Genomic DNA, 18,214 nt, shown 5'->3' on the forward strand with positions numbered 1-18,214 from the left:
GGCGGCGCCTGCGGCCGTAGCATTAACCGAAACGGCGAATAGGGCCGTGACCAAGGCGGCGAGGGCAGAGATGGCGAGACGTCGACGCACGGGGGGACTCCTGTCGTAGGTTCTGCTGCTCGACCAACATCTTTCAAGGAGCAACGTGGCTGGTCAAGACTTGGTCGGACAGCGTATCAAGACCATGCGTCGTCAGCGTGGCCTATCTCAGGCGCAGCTTGCGCATCCCGAACTGTCCGACAGCTATGTCTCCCTCATCGAGAGCGGTAAGCGCACCCCGACCCCGGCCGTGCTGGAGTTGCTGGCGCAGAAACTCGACTGCTCGCTCACTTATCTGATCAACGGTGTGACGACCGAGCAGATGCGGGAGATCGAGCTGGGGCTGGGTTACGCCAGGCTCGCCATGGAGAACGGCGAGGTCGTCGAGGCGCGCACCCGCTACGCCGAACTCCTCGCCGACGAGGGCCTCGCCGGGCTGCCGCAGCTGCGCCAGGAGACCGAGTACGGCCTGGCGCTCGCCTCCCGGGCCTGCGGCGACCTCGACGCGGCGATCTCCCTGCTGATCGGACTGCGTGAGCGCGACGGGTCGGAGATCTCCCCGGAGCGGCACATCGACATCGTGACCCAGCTCTCCATCTGCTACCGCGAGCAGGGCAGGCTCGCGCAGGCGGTGCAGGTCGTGGAGGAGATCCTGGGCGGAGCCGTCCGGCCCGCCTGGACCGACGGGCTGATCAGACTGGGGGTGCAGGCGCTCGCCGCCTACATCGAGCGGGGAGACCTGCTGCGCGCCCGTCACTTCTCCGCGGAGCTCGTCGCCGCGGCCGAGACGCTGGGCACCCCCACGGCGCTCACGCTCGCGTACTGGGAGGCGGCGATCCTGGCGTTCGAGACCGGGTGCGGTGAGGAGGCCGCCGCCTACTTCGGGCGGGCGGTGGCGATCCAGTCCGAGCACGGGGAGGCCCAGCGGTACGCCCGGCTCCGCGTCGCCCATGCGGTGATCATGATCGAGACGCGCCCGGAGGAGGCCGCGTCCTGGCGGGACCTGCTGATGAAGGTGGAGAAGGACCTCGGGGAGAGCCCCGTCAACCCGATGGACAAGATGCGCTGCGCGGTGGGTCTCGCCCGGGCCGAGCTCCTGCTCGGTTCTCCGCAGAAGGCCGAACTGCACATCCGGTCGGTCCTGGACATGCTCGACGGCATGCCGGAGGACCTGCAGGCCGATGCGCACCTCGTGGCCGGCCAGACCTTCGCCGAGCTCGGCAGGGCGGAGGAGGGCACGCGGGAGCTGGCGGCGGCGGCCGCGCTGCTGGAGCCGCTGCCCGTCACGCGCTACACCTCCCACTCCTGGCTGACCGCCGCGCGGATCCTGGAGCGCATCGACGAGACCGACCGGAGCGTGGAGGCCTACCAGCGGGCCCTGGCCTGCGCGGGCCTGTAGAGCACACACGGAGGTGGGGACCGCGCGTCGGCGTCGGTAGCCTTGGGGGTGCCATGAAGACTTCCCCTTTCGCGGCCGCCCTCGCACTTCTCGCGGTCCTCGTCCTCGGTACGGCCCTCGCCTCGCCGGCCCTCGCCCACGACGCGCTCAAGAGCAGCGACCCTGCCGCGAACGCGAAGGTGGAGAGCCTGGAGGAGGTGAAGCTGACGTTCACCGCCCGGGTGCGCTTCCCCAACGTCGTCGTGCGCGACGGGGACGACACGCCCCGCCAGGCCGGCAAGGCCGCGGTGGACGGCACGGTGGTGACGCAGAAGGTCGAGGCCGGGCTCCCGCCGGGCAGATACGTCATCGCCTACCGGGTGGTCTCCTCCGACGGCCACCCGATCGAGGGGGAGATCCCGTTCACCCTGACCGGTTCCCCGGACGCCTCCCCGGCCCCGGCCGAGAGCGCGGCCCCGGCGGAGAGCCCGGCGCCTGACGAGAGCGACTCCGCCGGGAGCGCCGCCCCGAGCGGGAGCGCGGCCCCGGCCGAGACCGCCCCGACCGCGCCCCCGGCGGCCGCCACCCCGGCCGCCGGCACGGAGGACTCCGGCGGAGTGCCCGGCTGGGCGTGGCTCGTCTTCGGCGGCGTGACCGGCATCGGCATCGGCCTGTTCCTCAGCATGCGCAACAGGAAGCAGCCGTGAGCGGGCGGGCCGGGAGCAACGGTGGCGGGGAGCCCGAGCCGGGCGGGAACGGCCGGACGGTGCGCCTCGCGCTGGCCGGGGCGGGCGCGGCCGTCGCCGCCCTGGTGATCGCCATGGTCGCGGGCGGCGCCGCGACCCCCCGCATCATCCCGGGCCTGCCCGACCAGGGCATGCTCACCCGCTGGGGACTGCCGCTGTCCAAGCTGGTGATGGACGTGACGGGCGTGCTCACCGTGGGCGCGCTGCTGGCCGCTGCGATCCTCCTGCCCAGCGACAAGGGCCTGCTCGGCAGGCCCGCCCTCGTCTACGTGAAGGCCGCCTCGTGGCTCGGCCTCGTCTGGGCCGCCGCCGCGGCGGCGACGATGGTCTTCAGCCTGTCCGAGGCGCTCGGCATGCCCGTCGCCGACGTGCTCGGCGGCGACGAGCTGACCAGCTACGCCAGCCAGGTCTCGCAGGGCATCGCGCTCACCCTGGTGGTGCTCTTCGCGGTGGCCATCGCCCTGTTCGCCCGCGGGGCGATCACCGTCGGCTCGGCCGGCGGCCTGCTCGTGCTCGCCCTGATCACCCTGCTCCCGCCCGCGCTGACCGGTCACTCCGCCTCCTCGCCCAACCACGACCTGGCCACCACCGGCGTCGCCGTGCACCTGGTGGTCCTCGCACTCTGGGTGGGCGGGCTCGGCGTGCTCTGCGCCCACGCGGTGCGCCGGCAGCCGCACTTGGAGGTCGCCGCCGCCCGCTTCTCCGCGCTGGCGCTGTGGTGCTTCCTCGGCACCGGGCTGTCGGGCCTGTTCAGCGTGCTGGCCCGGCTCACCTCGGTCTCGGAGCTGTTCACCTCCGCCTACGGAGCGCTGCTGCTGGCCAAGACGGCGGCGTTCGCGCTGCTGGGCGCGGCCGGCTGGTGGCACCGCAGGCGCACCCTGCCGGGTCTGGCCTCGGGCGGGAGCCGTACGTTCGTCCGGTTCGCCACCGGGGAGATCGTGGTGATGTTCGCGGCGGTCGGGCTGGCCGTGGCGCTCTCCCGTACCGCGCCGCCCCCGGCGATCCTCCCGGTCGACCGGGCCTTCGAGCTCCTCGGCTACACCATGCCGCCGGAGATCTCCCTGGCGAACCTGGCCTCGCTGTGGTGGTTCGACCTGTTCTCCGGCACGCTGGCCGCCCTGCTCGGCGGACTCTACCTCGCCGGGGTCGTACGGCTCGCCCGGCGCGGCGACGCCTGGCCGTGGGGCCGCACCGCCGCGTGGTCCACCGGGGTGCTGATCCTGGTCCTCGCGACCCAGAGCGGAGTGGCCCGCTACGCCAAGGTGCTGTTCAGCGTGCACATGGCCGAGCACATGACGCTCTCCATGCTGATCCCGATCTTCCTGGTCCTCGGCGCCCCGGTCACCCTGGCGCTGCGGGCGCTCAAGCCCGCCGTGCGCCGCGGTGACCGGGGACCCCGCGAGTGGCTGACCACGATCCTGCACAGCAGGTTCGTCCGCTTCGCCGGCCACCCGGCGATCGCGACCGCGATCTTCATCGTCTCCACCTACGCGCTGTACTTCACCCCGCTGTTCGCCGAGGCGATGGAGGAGCACCTCGGCCACATCGCGATGACGGTGCACTTCCTGGTCAGCGGCTGCCTGTTCTTCTGGGTGATCATCGGCGTGGACCCGGCCCCGCACAAGCTGCCGCACGTCGCCCGGCTGGTCGTGCTGTTCGTCACCATGCCCTTCCACGCGTTCTTCGGCATCGCGCTGATGAGCATGGGCACCGTGCTGGCCGCCGGCTGGTACGACCAGCTCGGCCGGACCTGGGGCGAGTCCTCGCTCGCCGACCAGCGGACCGGCGGCGCCATCGCCTGGGGCTTCGGCGAGATCCCGACGCTGATCGTGCTGCTCGCGCTGGCCTTCCAGTGGTGGCGCGACGACGACCGCAGGGCCCGGCGTGCCGACCGCCGGGCGGACGCCGTCGCCGCCCGCACCGGAGGCAGCGGCGACGCCGAACTCGACGCCTACAACGATTTTCTGGCAAAGCTCGACAAGCGTGATCGCGCCGAGTAGCCCTGCGGCTACGGCCTTCTATCCCCTCACCGCTGCCTTACGCGTCGAGAGGTAGCCTTTCGATCAGGGGGAATGGGTAGACATCCCAGCGGGTGCGGCGTCCGACTGTCGCGCACCATGCTCATTCACGTGCCCGGTCGGGGGACCGGCGGTAGCCGTGCGCGTCAGGAGGAGTTGGCGTATGTCCGAGGAGCTTCGCATGCGCGGGGGACAGAGCCTCGCGCAGGCGCTGGAGGAGCGTCTCGCCGACTGGTCGGCGCGCACGGGGATCACTGTGGAGATCTGGGCGCTCCCCTCCCGCGACGCCTCCCACCTGGTCGTCCGGGCCGTCCTGGCCGCGCTCGCCGAGGCGCTGTCGAACGTGGAACGGCACAGCCTGGCCAAGACCGTCTCGGTCGCGGTGACGACGGGGGACCGGGGGCTGCGGATGACCGTGAGCGACCACGGGATCGGGTTCGACGGCGCGGCCGTCGGGCGGGGCATCACCGCCATGCGGGCCCAGCTGAAGGAGGTCGGCGGCGCGCTCACCGTCAACGGGGTGCCCGGCGGCGGCACCACGGTCACCGCGACGGTGCCGCGCGGGAGGGTCTGAGCGGCCGCGGCGGCCGAGGCCGTACGCGGCGATGCCCCCGGCGCGGGCCCGGAACGGCCGTCGGCCCGCAGGGGTCGCCTGCGGGCCCGGAACGGCCTGGGCCCGCGGAGACTCGCCTGCGGGCCTGCGGGAGTAGTCCGGGGCCGGGCCGGCCGGGGCGCGCGGACCGGCGCGCCCGGACGGCTACGGCAGCGTCAGGATCTCGTGGCCCGTGTCGGTGACGAGGACGGTGTGCTCGAACTGGGCGGTCCGCTTGCGGTCCCTGGTGACGGCGGTCCAGCCGTCGGGCCAGATGTCGTAGTCGATGGTGCCGAGCGTCAGCATGGGCTCGATGGTGAACGTCATGCCGGGCTCCAGGGTGACCGCCAGCGACGGGTCGTCGTAGTGCGGGACGACCAGGCCGGAGTGGAAGGTCGTGCCGATGCCGTGGCCGGTGAAGTCGCGCACGACGCCGTAGCCGAACCGCTTGGCGTAGGCCTCGATGATCCGGCCGACCACGTTGAGCTGGCGGCCCGGCGCGACGGCCTTGATGGCCCGGTTGGTGGCCTCCAGCGTGCGCTCGACCAGCAGGCGCGACTCCTCGTCCACGTCGCCGACCAGGAAGGTGGCGTCGGTGTCGCCGTGCACGCCGCCGATGAAGGCCGTGATGTCGACGTTGACGATGTCGCCGTCGCGCAGCACCGTGTCGTCCGGGATGCCGTGGCAGATGACCTCGTTGATCGAGGTGCACAGCGACTTGGGGTAGCCCCGGTAGCCGAGGGTGCTGGGGTAGGCGCCGTGGTCGAGCAGGAACTCGTGGCCGATCCGGTCGAGCTCGTCGGTGGTCACCCCCGGCGCCACGTGCCGGCCCACCTCCTGGAGCGCCTGGGCGGCGATCCGGCCGGCGACCCGCATCCTCTCGATGATCTCCGGAGTCTTGACGTCGGGTTCGCCGGTCTTCGGGGTTTTCTTCCCGACGTACTCCGGCCGCTGGATGTGGGCGGGAACCTTGCGCAGGGGCGAGACCCGCCCGGGCTGGAGCACTGTCGTCATGGTTGCACAGTCTAATTGCCGTTCGCACCGGGCAGGATTGCCGCTATGAGTGATCAGTGGTGGTTCTGCCTGAAGCACATGGCGGTCGAGCCCGAGCAGGGCTGCCCGAACAAGGACCGCATGGGCCCGTACGAGACCCGCCAGGCCGCGGCCGACGCCCTCAGGACCGCGGCCGACCGCAACGAGAGGTGGAAGGACGAGGACGAGGCCTGGGAGAAGGACTGAACGACCGGACGGCGGGGGCCGGCCTGCTTCCCCCGGGCGGCCGGGACCATCAGGACCGCACCGGGTTCGCGGCCTGTGCCGCGGGCAGGACCGGTCCCCGAGGGGGCAGGACCGGTCCCCGAGCGGCTAGGGCCGGTCTCCGACGACCGCGTACGCCCGCACGGGGAAGGTGCCCATGCCCGCGACCATCGGCGGGGCGGCGTGGAGGCGGAACCCCGTGTCGGGCAGCGCGGCCAGGCCGGTCAGGTGCTCCACGATCGGGATCCCCGCGCCCAGCAGCAGCGTGTGCGCGGGGCGCTCGCCGCGCGGCGGGGTGTCGTCGATGTTCAGCGAGTCGATCCCGACGAGCGCCGGGCCCCGGTCGGCGAGCCACTTCGCCGCCTCCGGCTCGAGGTAGGGGTGGTCGCGGAAGTAGGCCTCGGTGCCGAAGTGGCGGTCCCAGCCGGTCTGCAGGAGGACGGCCCTGCCCCGCACGTCGAGGCCCTCCAGCAGGCCGACGCCGACCGAGCGCAGGCCCTCGGCCCGCACCACCAGGCCGGGCAGGTCGGCGAGCGCCTCCAGCGGCACCTCCGACAGGTCCGGGCCGTCCGGGTAGCGGTGGTGCGGGGTGTCGAGGTAGGTGCCGGTGTTGGCGACCAGCTCGATGCTGCCGATGTGGAACTCGGTGCCCGGCGCGTAGACCTCGCGAGAGGCCTCCCGGCTCAGGTGCGCGCCGAGCCGGGGTCCGGGGACGCCCGGGTAGGTGACCATCCCCTCGGTGATCCGGTGGCTCAGCTCGATCAGTCGGGTCACGGGACGTTCACCGCTTTCTTCTCGGATCGGTCCGGCGCGGGTCGCGCGACGGCATCGAGGAGATGGTCCCGGCAACGGTCCTTGTAGCGCAAGTTAAGTGTCCTAAACCTCATCGTAAGCTGAGCTGCATGGAGATCGACCCCCGCCGCCTCCGGGTCCTGCACGAGGTCGCCCGGCGCGGCGGCGTCATGCTGGCGGCCGAGGCGCTGCACGTCACCCCCTCCGCCGTCTCCCAGCAACTGGCCCTGCTGGAACGGGAGGTGGGACTCGCGCTGATCGACCGCTCCCAGCGCCGGGCCGTGCTGACCCCCGCCGGCGCCGTCCTCGCCCGGTACGCCGAGCGGGTGGAGGAGGAGCTGGCCGAGGCCAGGCGGGAGCTCATCCGCTTCACCGAGCGGCTGTCCGGCCCGGTCTCCGTCGCGGCGTTCCCCACCGCCATCCGGCACCTGCTGGTGCCCGCCCTGGCCGCGCTGGCGGAACGCCACCCGCGGGTCGAGCCCCGCGTCGTCGAGCTGTACGGCCCCGCCGCGCTGCGGGAGCTCCGGCTCGGCGGGGTGGACGTGGCCATCGTCGAGCACGACGCCGACCGGCCCGCCCCGATGCCCGCGTCACTGGTCGCCCACCGGCTCCACGTGGACGAGTACCGCATCGTCGTGCCGTCCGGCTGGGGGGAGGCCCCCCGCGACGTGGCCGCCCTGGCGGACCTGCCCTGGGTGGCCGGCCATCCCGACCAGGCCTGCGGCCACGCGCTGGAGCGGCTCGCCGCCCTGCACGGCTTCACCCCGCGCCGGGCGCACGTGATCGAGGAGTTCCCGCCCGCGCTCGCCCTGGTCGCGGCGGGGCACGGGGCGGCGATCGTGCCGTCCCTGGCCCTGCTGGAGACCCCCGGCGGCGAGGTCGTGGTCACCGGCATCACCGGGGTGGGCGCACGGCGGCTGGACGCGGTCACCCGGGCCGGCCGTACCGGGTCGAGGAGGCCGGACCCCGTGCAGGCCGTGGTCGTCGACGCGCTGCGGGAGGCCGCGGCCGGCCTGGCGGAGCGGATCGGGAGCGGGGGAGGACGCGCCGGTGACCGCAGGACCGACCGCGCCGCCCGGAGGGCGGGTCGAGGCCGCGGGGGCGGGGACGGGGACGGGGGCGGTCCGCAGCGGTGAGCGCGGGGCCCGCCGCCCGGCGGGTCAGTCCGGGACGTGCGGGCCGCTGAGCCGCTCCAGCAGCCGGGCGAGGCGGGCGCGGAGACCGGCCTGGTGCCCGGCGGGGCGGGGCTCCTCGCCCGCGGCCATGCTCACCAGGTGCTGGGCCCCGTCGAAGGAGAGGGGGGCGCGGGCGGGGACCGCCAGCGCGTCGTGGGCCAGGCCCTCGAGGTCGGGGTCGCCGCCGTCCAGGGCGAGGATCGTCGCCCCGGTACGGCGGGCGTCGCTCACCCGCTCCAGCAGCGGGTCGGGCGCCCGCTCCTCGGCCACCACGAACAGCGTCTCCCCCCGCCGGGCCCTCTCGATCCGCTCCAGGCCGATCCGCAGGTGGGCGGGGGCGTCCGGGGGCGGGGACCAGCGGACCAGCGTCGGAGTGAGCTGGGGCAGGCCGGAGAGCCGGGCCTCGTCGCCGAGGTGCGCGGCCAGGTGCCAGGGCTCCCCGGCCGGGGTGCCGACCACCAGCAGGCCGCCGGGGGAGCGCGTCGTGCGCAGGGCGCGTCCCAGCTCGCGGGTGCGCTCCACCCACCCGGTCGACTCCAGGACCTCGCGCAGCAGGGCCACCGATCCACCGTCCATGCGGACAATCGTGCCCCAGCCGCCCCGGGGCCGTCCGCGGAACGCGGGCCTGGCATCATCTGGCGTGGAGGCGGGACGGACCCGGGGACGGGCCGGTCACCGCCGGCGGAGCGGACCGCACGCGCCGAGGCCGACGGGCCCGGTCCGCGGCGGCCGAGGACGACGAGGAGCGACGAGTGAGCACTGACCTTCCGGACGTGAGCGGGCTGTCCATCGGGATCCTGGGCGGCACCGGCGACCAGGGCAAGGGACTGGCCAGGCGGTTCGCCCTCGCCGGGCACACCGTGCTGATCGGGTCGCGCAGCGAGGAGCGGGCCCGGGAGGCGGCGGAGGCCGTCGGTGCGCGGGCGCGCGGGGCGGACAACGCGACCGTGGCCGCCGAGGCCGACATCGTGATCGTGGCGGTGCCGTGGGACGGCCACAAGGCCACCCTGGAGTCGCTCCGTGCCGAGCTGGCCGGGAAGATCGTCGTCGACTGCGTCAACCCGCTGGGCTTCGACAAGCAGGGTGCCTACGCCCTGCCCGTGGAGGAGGGCAGCGCCGCCCAGCAGGCCGCCGCGGTCCTGCCCGACAGCCGCGTGGTCGCGGCCTTCCACCACGTCTCGGCCGTCCTGCTGCTGGACCCCGAGGTCGACGAGGTCGAGCTGGACGTGCTGGTCCTGGGCGACGACCGCGAGGCCACCGACACCGTGCAGGCGCTGGCCGGGCGGATCGCCGGCGTCCGTGGCGTGTACGGCGGCCGCCTGCGCAACGCCCACCAGGTGGAGGCGCTGACCGCCAACCTGATCTCGGTCAACCGCCGCTACAAGGCCCACGCCGGCCTCCGCCTCACCGACGTCTGACCGGTCAGATCCAGCCCGCGTCCTGCGCGATGCGGATGGCGTCGACCTTGTTGCGGGCGCCGGTCTTGCCGACGGCGCCGGTCAGGTAGTTGCGCACGGTCCCGGCGGACAGGTGCAGCCGGGCGGCGATCTCCTCGGCCGGGGCGCCGCGCGCGGCCTCGGCGAGCACCTCCCGTTCCCGGGCGGTGAGCGGGCTGGCGCCGTACTCCATGGCGGCGGTGACCAGCTCCGGGTCGAGCACCCGGAGCCCCTGGGCGGTGCGCCGGATCGCGTCGGCGAGGCGGTCGCCGGGGGCGTCCTTGACCAGGAACGCCTCGATGCCGCCCGCCAGCGCCCGGCGCACCTCGCCGGGCCGGCCCAGCGCGGTGAGGATCAGGACCCGGCAGCCGGGCAGCCTCTCCCGCAGTTCCGACGCGGCGGTGATGCCGTCGAGCGCGGGCAGGTCGATGTCCAGGACCGCCACGTCCGGCCGGGTCCGCAGGGCCGCCGGGACGATCTCGTCGCCCCGGACGACCTCGACGACCACCTCGATGTCGGACTCCAGCCGGAGCAGCGCGACGAGGGCCGAGCGGATCATGTGCATGTCCTCGGCGAGGAGCACCCGGATCACGCGGGCACCTCCACCGCGAGCCGGAACCCGCCGCCCGGGGTCCGCTCGGCGCGCAGGGAGCCGCCGAGGCCGCCCGCCCGCTCCCGCAGCCCGGCCAGCCCGGCGCCGTCGCCCGCCCGCTCCCGCAGTCCGGTCGGCCCGGCGCCGTCGCCCGCCCGCTCCCGCAGTCCGGTCGGCCCGGCGCCGTCGCCCGCCCGCTCCCCCGGCACGGAACCGCCGGCCGGCCGCTCGGGGGCGCCGTCGTTGACCACCTCCAGCCGCACGGTCCCCGCGGTCCGCGAGGTGCTGATCGAGCAGGTCGTCGCCCGGCTGTGCCGGACCAGGTTGGTGATCCCCTCGCGCACCGCCCAGGCCAGGGCCTCGTCGACCGGCCGGGCCAGGTCCAGGTCGGCGAGGTTGGCCTGGACCTCGACTCCGGAGGCCGCCAGCAGCGCCGTGCCCCGCCGCACCTCCTCGCGCAGGGACATCTCCCGGTAGCCGCGCGCGACCTGCCGCACGTCCTGCGCCGCGTCCCTGGCCACCTGGACCAGGTCGGCGAGTTCGCGGCCGGCCGCGTCGGGGTCGCGCCCGGCGAGCCTGCGGGCCAGGTCGCCCTTGAGTGCGATCGCGGTCAGGCTGCTGCCCAGCCCGTCGTGCAGGTCCCGGGAGATGCGCAGCCGCTCGCGCAGCACCGCCGCCTCCGCCAGCTGGGTCCTGGCCTGCTCCAGTTCCCGGCTCACCACCACCAGCCGGGTCACCCCGTAGATCACGAATCCGGTGACGATGAGGGTGACGACCTGGTAGAAGGCGTGCTGCAGCTGCGCGGGCTGCGTGGCGTAGCGCCAGCCCAGGGCGAACTGGGCCGCCGTCATCGGGACCAGGCAGCCCAGGGCCGCCGGCGGGCGCAGGCGCAGGAGCACCGAGCCGAGCAGGATGGTCGGCGTCCCGGTCCACCAGTAGCCCAGGTACTCGAGGTGGGCGTCGAGGACCGGGATGGGCGCGTAGGCCGCGACCGCCTCCACCGCGAGCAGGACCGTGGGGGCACCGGGCTCCGCGCCGCGCAGCGCGGAGCGCAGGTGCAGGAAGAACGGCACGAAGAAGCCGGGCAGGCAGGTCGCGAGCACCACGAGCCCGGGCGTCCCGCCGAGCCGGGCGATCGTGATGACCGGGAAGACCGTGAAGCCCACGGCGATCAGCACGACCAGGCCCACGGCCAGGCGCTGGGGGGTGATTCTCATGTCCGGAAACATATGCTTTCGTCAGGACTTATGACCTGCGGGGCTCCCACCGGAACCAGCGGCCGATCGCGAACACCCCGAGCAGCGCCCACCCGGCGAGGACCAGGAGGGGGGCGGCCGCCGCCTGCAGATCCCCGGCGAGGGTCCCGTCGGCGGCATAGGCCGTACGGGCCAGGTCGACCACCGCCCCGGTGGGCAGGAACCCCAGCACCGTGCCGACCCAGCCGGGGAGCATCTCCAGGAGCGGGCCGAACCCGCCCGAGGCGGCCCCGGCGAGGAAGAAGAACGGCAGGGTCATCACACCGGCGACCTCGGTGCGCGGGACGGCCGCGGTGAACGCGGTGCCGAGCAGGCACAGGACGGTGGCCCCGGCGACCACGGCCACCAGGTACAGCAGCGGGTCGCGGGGGACCGGCAGGCCCGTCGTCGCGTACAGCGCCACCGAGACCACGGCGGTCAGCAGCGTGGTCTGCACGACCAGGTTGCCGATCTCACCGCCGAGGACGTCCCGGTCGCTCAGCCCGGTGGACCGCATCCGCTTGAGCAGGAGCTGGTCGCGGCGGGCGGTGAGCGTCACCGCGATCTGGTTGAACGTCGCGATGACGACGATCATCGCGAGCACCCCCAGGTGCGCGTCGAGCACGGCCTCCGCGCCGCCCCGGAGCCGGTCCGTCAGCAGCGGCATGCCGATGCCCAGCCCCAGGGAGAGGGTCACGGACGTGCTCAGCGCGACCTTGTCGCGCCAGTAGAGCCGGCCGCCGAAACGGGCCACCACCGCCAGATCACGTGCGGACACGCTCACGCCACCTCCGCCTTCGGGGAAGTCCCCTCGCCCGCGGCGAGGTCCAGGAACAGGTCTTCGAGGGTCGCCGTGCGGACCTCCAGGCCGCGCAGGCGCAGGCCCCGCTCGCCCGCCCAGCCCAGCAGGGTCTGCGCGGCCAGGTCGGGGTCCTCCACCCGGCAGACCGCGGTGCGGCCCTCCACCGAGGCGACCGGGACCGGCAGGTCCTCCGGCGCGACGCCGGCGGGCAGCTCGAAGGCGACCCGGCCCGCCCGGGCGGCCAGCGTCTCGGCCATGCCGCCGGAGGCGACCACCCGGCCCCCGTCCATGATCGCCATGTTGGCGGCCAGCCGCTGGGCCTCGTCCAGGTAGTGGGTGGTCAGCAGGATCGCGGTGCCCTGCCCGGCGAGGCCCCGGATGACCTCCCAGGTGTTCTTCCGGGCCTCGGGGTCCATCCCGGTGGTCGGCTCGTCGAGGAAGAGCACGTCGGGACGGCTCAGCACGGCCAGCGCCAGGTCCAGGCGACGTTTCTCGCCACCGGAGAGCTGGCGCACCCTCGTGCCCGCCTTGGCGTCCAGCCCGGCCAGGCCGAGCGCCTCGTCGCGCGGCCGGGGCGCGGCGACGAAGTCCCGCCAGGCGTCCACGGTCTGCGCCACGGTCAGGTCGGGGAAGAAGCCCGCCTCCTGGAGCATGATGCCGGTGCGCCTGCGCACCCGGACCCGGTCCCGGGCCGGGTCCAGCCCGAGGACCCGCACCGTCCCGGAGTCGGCCCGCCGGAACCCGGCCAGCACCTCGACCGTCGTGGTCTTGCCCGCGCCGTTCCGCCCGAGCAGGGCGAAGACCTCCCCTTCCCCGACGGAGAACGAGACGTCTCTCACCGCCTCGAACCCCCCGTAGCCCTTCACCAGCCCGTCCACCTCGATCGCTGTCATGCCGACGATCCTCCAGGGCGGCACGACCCGGGAACAGTGAGGAATTCACCTCAGTCCGCCCAGGATGCCTCGGCCTTCAGGCCGGGGAGGAATGGGCGCCCCGTCAGGGATGGTCCGGCGGAGCCGGGACGGCCTGCTGCACGATGTGCAGCACCTGCGCGTGCAGGGATCGGTGCTCATGTTCGGCCAACTCCTTGAGCCGTGCGTGAAGGTCGTCGGGAAGCCGCAACGTGATCTGTTTCATGTCGGCAGAATACCCGCCGGACCCCATCTCTCCGATGGTAAATTGATGGCATGTCCCGGTACCGGCTCTCCCCCACCCCCGCCCAGGAGGCGGCGCTGGCGGAGCACTGCGCGCACGCCAGGTTCGTGTGGAACCTCGCCGTCGAGCAGCACGCGCACTGGAAGCCGGGCCGCAAGGGCGCGCCGGGCTTCGCCGAGCAGTGCCGCCAGCTCACCGAAGCGCGAGCGGCCTTCGGCTGGCTGGCCGCCGGGTCGATCGTCGTGCAGCAGCAGGCGCTGAAGGATTTCGCCCAGGCCATGGCGAACTTCTTCGGCGGCACCCACCGCAAGCCGACCTGGCGCAGACGCGGCCGGAGTGAGGGGTTCCGGATCGTCGCCGTCAAAGCCGACCATGTGCGACGCCTGTCGCGCAACACCGGCGAGGTGAAGATCCCGAAAGTCGGCTGGGTGCGGTTCCGCTGGTCCCGCGCCGTGCCCGGCGGCGCGAAGTCCTACCGGATCACCCGGGATGCGGCCGGGCGCTGGCATGTCGCGTTCGCCGCCGTCCCGCAGCCGGTGCCCGCGCCCGCAACGGGTGAGGCCGTCGGCGTGGACCGGGGTGTGGCCGCCTCGGCGGCGCTGTCGACCGGCCAACTGCTGACCGCTCCCGGGCTGCGCGAGCCCGAGGCCAGGCGGCTGCTGCGGCTTGAGCGGAAACTCGCCCGCGCCCGCCGCGGTTCCCACCGGCGGGCGAAGGTCAAGGCCGCCCTCGCGAAGCTGAAGGCCCGCCAGAGCGACCGGCGCAGGGACTGGGTGGAGAAGACCTCCACCGACCTGGCGCGCCGGTTCGACGTCATCGCCGTCGAAGACCTGAAGATCCGGAACATGACCCGGTCGGCGAAGGGCACCGTCGAGCAGCCGGGAACGAACGTCCGCCAGAAAGCAGGGCTGAACCGGGCCATCCTCGCCGCCGGGTGGGGGCGGCTCGTGACCCGTCTGGAGGACAAGGCCCCCGGCCGCGTCGTCAAGATCAACCCCGCGTACACGTCGCAGACCTGCAACACCTGCGGGCACCGCGCCCCGGACAACCGCGAGAGCCAAGCGGTCTTCCGGTGCGTCGCCTGCGGGCATCGGGCCGACGCCGATGTGAACGCGGCCTGCAACCTCCGGGACACCGCCGTGGGGCGCACGGTGGCTGAGCGGGGAGGCTCGCCGTTGGGCGGGCCGGTGAACCGCGAACCTCAACGCGACCTCCTCCTTGTGGGGTAGTCGCCGTTGGAATCCCCCGTCTTCAGACGGGGGAGGACGTCAAGACTCGGCGGTCACGACCCGCCGGGCGGGGCGGCGGTGACCGGGGCGGGAGCCGGCACGGCGGCCGGGACGCGGACCGGGGGTCCGGCCGAGGGCGGTGCGGGGCCGGCGGGGCGGCCGCCGGGCGGACTCCCGAGGTGATCGCGAGGAGTGGGTCGTGACGACCCCTGGACGGGGCGAGATGAGCTGTTCGTCTACATTGAAGCGGACAGTGGACTAATCGTCCTTATTGGACCTGGCCATCATCTCGTTGAGCGGACATCTTTGACACATGAGTGAGCTTCGCCCGGAGACCCGTACCGTCCACCTTCCCCAGCCGCCGCTGGAGGGCAGCCGCCCGATCACGGTGCCGCTCTACCAGACCTCCGGCTTCGTCTTCGACGACCCGGCGGTCTTCGCCGACGGGATGAACCGCCCCGACGGGCCGTTCGTCTACGGCCGGCTGTCGAACCCGACGGTCCGCTCCCTGGAGGAGGCCGTCGCGGACCTGGAGGGCGGCGTCGGCGCCGTGGCCACCGGCTCGGGCATGGGCGCGATCAACTCGGTGCTGCTCGGCCTGCTCCGGCCGGGCGACCACGTGATCGCGCAGAAGGCCCTCTACGGCGGCACCGCCGGGGCGCTCAACGACCTGGTCGCGCGGTTCGGCGTCGAGGTCTCCTACGTCCCCGAGGACGACCCCGCCGCGCTGCGCGCCGCCGTACGGCCGTCCACGAAGCTGGTCTACCTGGAGACGATCGCCAACCCGGTGACCCAGGTGGCCGACCTGCCGGGGATGTGCGCCGCGGCGCGCGAGGCCGGGCTGGTCTCGGTGGTGGACAACACCTTCGCCTCGCCGATCCTGTGCCGCCCGATCGAGCACGGCGCCGACATCGTGGTGCACTCCACCACCAAGTACCTGGGCGGCCACACCGACGTGCTCGGCGGCATCGCGGTCTTCGCCTCCGACGAGCTGCACCGTACGGTGTGGAAGTACGCCACCGGCCTGGGCGCGACCGCCGACCCGTTCGCCGCCTGGCTGACCCTGCGCGGCATCCAGACGCTGCCGCTGCGCATGGAGCGCCACTGCGCCAACGCCCACGAGCTGGCGCTGCGGCTGGACGCCCACCCGGCGGTCGCGGCCGTGCACTGGCCCGGCCTGCCCTCGCACCCCTCGCACGCGCTGGCCGCCAAGCTGCTGCCGGGCTTCGGCGGGGTCTTCTCCTTCGACCTCGTCGGCGGGCGCGCCGCCGGGGAGCGGTTCATGAGCGCGGTACGGCTGGCGCTGCTGGCCCCCTCGCTCGGCGGCGTGGAGACGCTGATCCTGCACCCGGCGACCACCTCCCACAAGTCGCTGACGGCCGAGGAACTGGCCCGGCACGGGATCGGCGAGGGGACCGTCCGGGTGGCGGTCGGAATCGAGCACGTCGAGGACCTGTGGGCCGACTTCGAGCAGGCGCTCTCCCGGTCCTGAACCGGTCCTGAACCGGCCCTGAACCGGCCCTGGAACGGCCCGCTGGACCGGCCCTGGACCGACGGACCGCCCCTGAGAAGCGGGCGCTCTTTCGGTCCTGAGTCCTGAGCCTGCCCCGGAAAGGGACTGTGACCTGCGGTCATGACCTGGGTTCCCGAGCCGGGGCGCGGTAGCATCGGGGCGGGCGGTCCGCTTTCCGGGCCGCCCTTCCGTGAGCGTCCTGCGGGGGTGGCGCGATGCCGCTGAAGAGCTACGGGGTCCTGGCCGGCCGGGCCGTCGAGCGGCGGCGGGAGGGGTCGACCGACACCCCCCACTACCAGCTCCACCTGACCGACGACGCGGGGGTCTCATACCGGGTCGCGGTCAACGTCCTGTCCCAGCAGGCCCCCTCCGAGCTGCTCTACCACGCCGACGAGGACTTCCGGCACCCGCTGACCGCGCTGCTGCCGCGGACCGCCGGGGGCTGGACCGCCCTGGCGTCCGCCCCCGGCGGGGCCGCGCTGGACTTCGTCCGGGGCAACCTGTTCGACCCGGCCGCGATGCGAGCGCTCCCGCCCGACGTGCCCGGGGTGGACAACGACCTGGCGGACAAGTTCGACCACTACGTCGAGCGGGCCGTCGCCGACCCCGCCGCGATCGTCTACGCCTTCGGCGAGCGGTGGGGTCCCGAACCCCGCACCCGGGACAAGGTCTTCGGCTTCCTGCCCGGCAACGGCGTGCACGACATCCACATGAACCAGGGCAATTCGCGGCGCTTCCGCGGCGACGACGGCGTCTGGCAGGACGGCGGGCTACTGCTGTCCTTCCCGGGCGAGTCGCGGTGGGTGGCGATCTTCCTGGCCTTCCAGTCCCAGTCCTGGCACACCGACGACGTCACCGGGCACGCCCTGGACGAGGTCCCGTCCCGGCCCGGCCCCGGCGAGGAGCCCGTCCGGATCGTGGCCGCGCTGGTCAACCCCGCCGGACCCGGGCCGGGAGGTGAGACCGTCACCCTGCTGAACGCCTCGCCCGCCCCGGTGGACCTCGACGGCTGGCGGCTCGCCGACCGGCGGGGGAACGCCCTCCCGCTCCCGGCGGGGGCGCTGGCCCCCGGCGCGGTCCTCGCCGTGCCGGTCGGGGAGCCGTTCGCGCTGGACGACGGCGGCGGCACGATCACCCTGCTGGACGCGGCCGGACTCAGGGTCCACGGGGTCTCCTACACTTCGGCGCAGGGCCGGCGCGAGGGCTGGACGCTGACCTTCTGAGGTGTGATCCGGGATATGGGCGAGGGGTACCGCGGGTGAGCGTGTCGACGGAGGACGTGGAGCGGGCGGCGGTGCGCATCGCGGGGCATGCCCGCCGTACCCCGCTGCTGGAGGCGGAGCCGGGGCTGCTGCTGAAGCTGGAGACCGTGCAGCACTCCGGGTCGTTCAAGGCCAGGGGCGGCTTCAACCGCGCCCTGGCCGCGCGGGAGGCGGGAGACCTGCCCGAGGCGGGACTGATCGCGGCCAGCGGCGGCAACCACGGCCTGGCGGTGGCGCACGTCGCGCGGGCGCTGGGGCTGCGGGCCGAGATCTTCGTCCCGACGGTGTCCAGCCCGGTGAAGGTGGCCGGGCTGCGGGCGCTGGAGGCGGAGGTGACCCAGACCGGTGCGATCTACGCCGAGGCCTACGAGGCCTCCGTCAAGCGGGCCGCGGAGACCGGAGCACTGGAGATCCACGCCTACGACCAGCCCGACGTGGTCGCCGGTCAGGGCACGGTCGGGCTGGAGGTGCTGGAGCAGAGCGGGGGGGTCGACACCGTGCTCGTCGCCGTCGGCGGCGGCGGGCTGGTCGCGGGGGTGACGGCCGCGCTCGGCGGCCGGGCCCGGGTCGTGGCGGTGGAGCCCGAGCGGATCCCGACCCTGAACCGCGCCCTGGCCGCCGGAGGGCCGGTCCGGGTGGAGGTGAGCGGGGTGGGCGCCGACGCGCTCGGCGCCAGCCTGATCGGCCGGATCGCCTACGACGTCACCAGCGCCGCCGGGGTGGAGAGCGTCCTGGTGCCCGACGAGGCCATCGTCGAGGCCCGCCACGAGCTGTGGCGGTCCTACCGGGTCGCCGCCGAGCACGCCGGAGCCGCGGCCCTGGCCGCCCTGCGCTGCGGCGCCTACACGCCCGCCCCCGGGGAGCGGGTCGCCGTCATCGTCTGCGGCGCCAACACCGACCCCGCCACACTCGCCTGACGGGAACCGGCGGGCCGGCATCGGGCAGGCCTCTGCGGGCAGGCCCGGCGCCGGGTGGCCGCCGGTGGGTGAGTGC

19 protein-coding genes are annotated in these 18,214 nt (G+C 74.1%); 11 read left to right on the forward strand and 8 right to left on the reverse strand.

Annotated elements, in window-relative coordinates:
• Positions 1 to 145 precede the first annotated feature (145 nt).
• The 4 genes from IEZ07_RS00995 (at position 146) to IEZ07_RS01010 (ending at position 4,755) form a co-directional block, all read left to right on the forward strand.
• On the forward strand, positions 146 to 1,438 hold the full coding sequence (locus tag IEZ07_RS00995; RefSeq protein ID WP_191893048.1) for a helix-turn-helix domain-containing protein: 1,293 nt from the start codon (positions 146 to 148) through the stop codon (positions 1,436 to 1,438).
• Between the two features lie 53 nt (positions 1,439 to 1,491).
• Entirely contained in the window at positions 1,492 to 2,124 is a 633-nt protein-coding gene (locus IEZ07_RS01000; RefSeq protein ID WP_191893049.1) for a copper resistance CopC family protein, read from the forward strand.
• Positions 2,121 to 4,163: a bifunctional copper resistance protein CopD/cytochrome c oxidase assembly protein gene (locus IEZ07_RS01005; RefSeq protein WP_204054206.1), complete on the forward strand. Its 2,043-nt coding sequence runs from the start codon at positions 2,121 to 2,123 to the stop codon at positions 4,161 to 4,163. Before IEZ07_RS01000 ends, IEZ07_RS01005 begins: the two co-directional genes overlap by 4 nt.
• Before the next feature lie 181 nt (positions 4,164 to 4,344).
• On the forward strand, positions 4,345 to 4,755 hold the full coding sequence (locus IEZ07_RS01010; protein ID WP_191893050.1) for a sensor histidine kinase: 411 nt from the start codon (positions 4,345 to 4,347) through the stop codon (positions 4,753 to 4,755).
• A gap of 183 nt (positions 4,756 to 4,938) precedes the next feature.
• On the opposite strand, the gene map is transcribed toward IEZ07_RS01010, so the two are convergent.
• Positions 4,939 to 5,787, reverse strand: a complete 849-nt coding sequence (map, locus tag IEZ07_RS01015) for a type I methionyl aminopeptidase (RefSeq protein ID WP_191893051.1) — start codon at positions 5,785 to 5,787, stop codon at positions 4,939 to 4,941.
• A gap of 45 nt (positions 5,788 to 5,832) precedes the next feature.
• Between map and IEZ07_RS01020 the strand changes: the two genes are divergently transcribed.
• The gene (locus tag IEZ07_RS01020; protein WP_068894333.1) at positions 5,833 to 6,012 is read left to right on the forward strand and encodes a hypothetical protein; all 180 of its coding nucleotides are present in this window, start codon (positions 5,833 to 5,835) and stop codon (positions 6,010 to 6,012) included.
• A gap of 126 nt (positions 6,013 to 6,138) precedes the next feature.
• On the opposite strand, the gene IEZ07_RS01025 is transcribed toward IEZ07_RS01020, so the two are convergent.
• A complete protein-coding gene (locus IEZ07_RS01025) occupies positions 6,139 to 6,804 on the reverse strand; it encodes a cyclase family protein (RefSeq protein WP_068894332.1) in 666 nt (221 codons plus the stop codon).
• A gap of 128 nt (positions 6,805 to 6,932) precedes the next feature.
• Here IEZ07_RS01025 and IEZ07_RS01030 point away from each other — a divergent pair, with 128 nt between their 5' ends.
• Positions 6,933 to 7,958 (forward strand): LysR family transcriptional regulator, encoded by a 1,026-nt coding sequence (locus tag IEZ07_RS01030; protein ID WP_191893052.1) that lies wholly within the window; start codon positions 6,933 to 6,935, stop codon positions 7,956 to 7,958.
• A gap of 24 nt (positions 7,959 to 7,982) precedes the next feature.
• On the opposite strand, the gene IEZ07_RS01035 is transcribed toward IEZ07_RS01030, so the two are convergent.
• The gene (locus IEZ07_RS01035) at positions 7,983 to 8,573 is read right to left on the reverse strand and encodes a hypothetical protein (protein WP_191893053.1); all 591 of its coding nucleotides are present in this window, start codon (positions 8,571 to 8,573) and stop codon (positions 7,983 to 7,985) included.
• A 176-nt stretch (positions 8,574 to 8,749) separates the two neighbouring features.
• Here IEZ07_RS01035 and npdG point away from each other — a divergent pair, with 176 nt between their 5' ends.
• Positions 8,750 to 9,415 (forward strand): NADPH-dependent F420 reductase, encoded by a 666-nt coding sequence (gene npdG, locus IEZ07_RS01040; protein WP_191893054.1) that lies wholly within the window; start codon positions 8,750 to 8,752, stop codon positions 9,413 to 9,415.
• A gap of 4 nt (positions 9,416 to 9,419) precedes the next feature.
• On the opposite strand, the gene IEZ07_RS01045 is transcribed toward npdG, so the two are convergent.
• The 5 genes from IEZ07_RS01045 to IEZ07_RS01065 all read right to left on the reverse strand — a co-directional run bounded on the left by IEZ07_RS01045 (position 9,420) and on the right by IEZ07_RS01065 (position 13,199).
• On the reverse strand, positions 9,420 to 10,025 hold the full coding sequence (locus IEZ07_RS01045; protein WP_191893055.1) for a response regulator transcription factor: 606 nt from the start codon (positions 10,023 to 10,025) through the stop codon (positions 9,420 to 9,422).
• Positions 10,022 to 11,242 (reverse strand): sensor histidine kinase, encoded by a 1,221-nt coding sequence (locus IEZ07_RS01050; protein ID WP_191893056.1) that lies wholly within the window; start codon positions 11,240 to 11,242, stop codon positions 10,022 to 10,024. Before IEZ07_RS01050 ends, IEZ07_RS01045 begins: the two co-directional genes overlap by 4 nt.
• Before the next feature lie 28 nt (positions 11,243 to 11,270).
• Entirely contained in the window at positions 11,271 to 12,038 is a 768-nt protein-coding gene (locus IEZ07_RS01055; RefSeq protein WP_191893057.1) for an ABC transporter permease, read from the reverse strand.
• Between the two features lie 2 nt (positions 12,039 to 12,040).
• The gene (locus IEZ07_RS01060; protein WP_191893058.1) at positions 12,041 to 12,955 is read right to left on the reverse strand and encodes an ABC transporter ATP-binding protein; all 915 of its coding nucleotides are present in this window, start codon (positions 12,953 to 12,955) and stop codon (positions 12,041 to 12,043) included.
• Positions 12,956 to 13,058: 103 nt separating this feature from the next.
• Positions 13,059 to 13,199 (reverse strand): FitA-like ribbon-helix-helix domain-containing protein, encoded by a 141-nt coding sequence (locus IEZ07_RS01065; protein WP_196468264.1) that lies wholly within the window; start codon positions 13,197 to 13,199, stop codon positions 13,059 to 13,061.
• Between the two features lie 50 nt (positions 13,200 to 13,249).
• Here IEZ07_RS01065 and IEZ07_RS01070 point away from each other — a divergent pair, with 50 nt between their 5' ends.
• From IEZ07_RS01070 to IEZ07_RS01085, 4 genes are all read left to right on the forward strand, one after another.
• Positions 13,250 to 14,446: an RNA-guided endonuclease InsQ/TnpB family protein gene (locus IEZ07_RS01070; RefSeq protein WP_191893059.1), complete on the forward strand. Its 1,197-nt coding sequence runs from the start codon at positions 13,250 to 13,252 to the stop codon at positions 14,444 to 14,446.
• Positions 14,447 to 14,759: 313 nt separating this feature from the next.
• Positions 14,760 to 15,938: a trans-sulfuration enzyme family protein gene (locus tag IEZ07_RS01075; protein ID WP_191893060.1), complete on the forward strand. Its 1,179-nt coding sequence runs from the start codon at positions 14,760 to 14,762 to the stop codon at positions 15,936 to 15,938.
• A 236-nt stretch (positions 15,939 to 16,174) separates the two neighbouring features.
• Positions 16,175 to 17,182, forward strand: a complete 1,008-nt coding sequence (locus tag IEZ07_RS01080; RefSeq protein ID WP_191893061.1) for a DUF2278 family protein — start codon at positions 16,175 to 16,177, stop codon at positions 17,180 to 17,182.
• A 35-nt stretch (positions 17,183 to 17,217) separates the two neighbouring features.
• Positions 17,218 to 18,138, forward strand: a complete 921-nt coding sequence (locus tag IEZ07_RS01085) for a threonine/serine dehydratase (RefSeq protein ID WP_191893062.1) — start codon at positions 17,218 to 17,220, stop codon at positions 18,136 to 18,138.
• Positions 18,139 to 18,214 lie beyond the last annotated feature (76 nt).

Origin of the sequence: Planomonospora parontospora, from assembly GCA_014647935.1 — a bacterium.
In the GTDB taxonomy this organism is placed as follows: domain Bacteria; phylum Actinomycetota; class Actinomycetes; order Streptosporangiales; family Streptosporangiaceae; genus Planomonospora; species Planomonospora parontospora.

Bases quoted from the DNA above. Each gene is read 5' to 3' on its own strand.
- IEZ07_RS01000 (WP_191893049.1), top strand. From the start codon at position 1,492: ATGAAGACTTCCCCTTTCGCGGCCGCCCTCGCACTTCTCGCGGTCCTC.
- IEZ07_RS01010 (WP_191893050.1), top strand. From the start codon at position 4,345: ATGTCCGAGGAGCTTCGCATGCGCGGGGGACAGAGCCTCGCGCAGGCG.
- map (WP_191893051.1), bottom strand. From the start codon at position 5,787: ATGACGACAGTGCTCCAGCCCGGGCGGGTCTCGCCCCTGCGCAAGGTT.
- IEZ07_RS01020 (WP_068894333.1), top strand. From the start codon at position 5,833: ATGAGTGATCAGTGGTGGTTCTGCCTGAAGCACATGGCGGTCGAGCCC.
- IEZ07_RS01030 (WP_191893052.1), top strand. From the start codon at position 6,933: ATGGAGATCGACCCCCGCCGCCTCCGGGTCCTGCACGAGGTCGCCCGG.
- IEZ07_RS01035 (WP_191893053.1), bottom strand. From the start codon at position 8,573: ATGGACGGTGGATCGGTGGCCCTGCTGCGCGAGGTCCTGGAGTCGACC.
- IEZ07_RS01050 (WP_191893056.1), bottom strand. From the start codon at position 11,242: ATGAGAATCACCCCCCAGCGCCTGGCCGTGGGCCTGGTCGTGCTGATC.
- IEZ07_RS01060 (WP_191893058.1), bottom strand. From the start codon at position 12,955: ATGACAGCGATCGAGGTGGACGGGCTGGTGAAGGGCTACGGGGGGTTC.
- IEZ07_RS01065 (WP_196468264.1), bottom strand. From the start codon at position 13,199: ATGAAACAGATCACGTTGCGGCTTCCCGACGACCTTCACGCACGGCTC.
- IEZ07_RS01070 (WP_191893059.1), top strand. From the start codon at position 13,250: ATGTCCCGGTACCGGCTCTCCCCCACCCCCGCCCAGGAGGCGGCGCTG.
- IEZ07_RS01075 (WP_191893060.1), top strand. From the start codon at position 14,760: ATGAGTGAGCTTCGCCCGGAGACCCGTACCGTCCACCTTCCCCAGCCG.
- IEZ07_RS01080 (WP_191893061.1), top strand. From the start codon at position 16,175: ATGCCGCTGAAGAGCTACGGGGTCCTGGCCGGCCGGGCCGTCGAGCGG.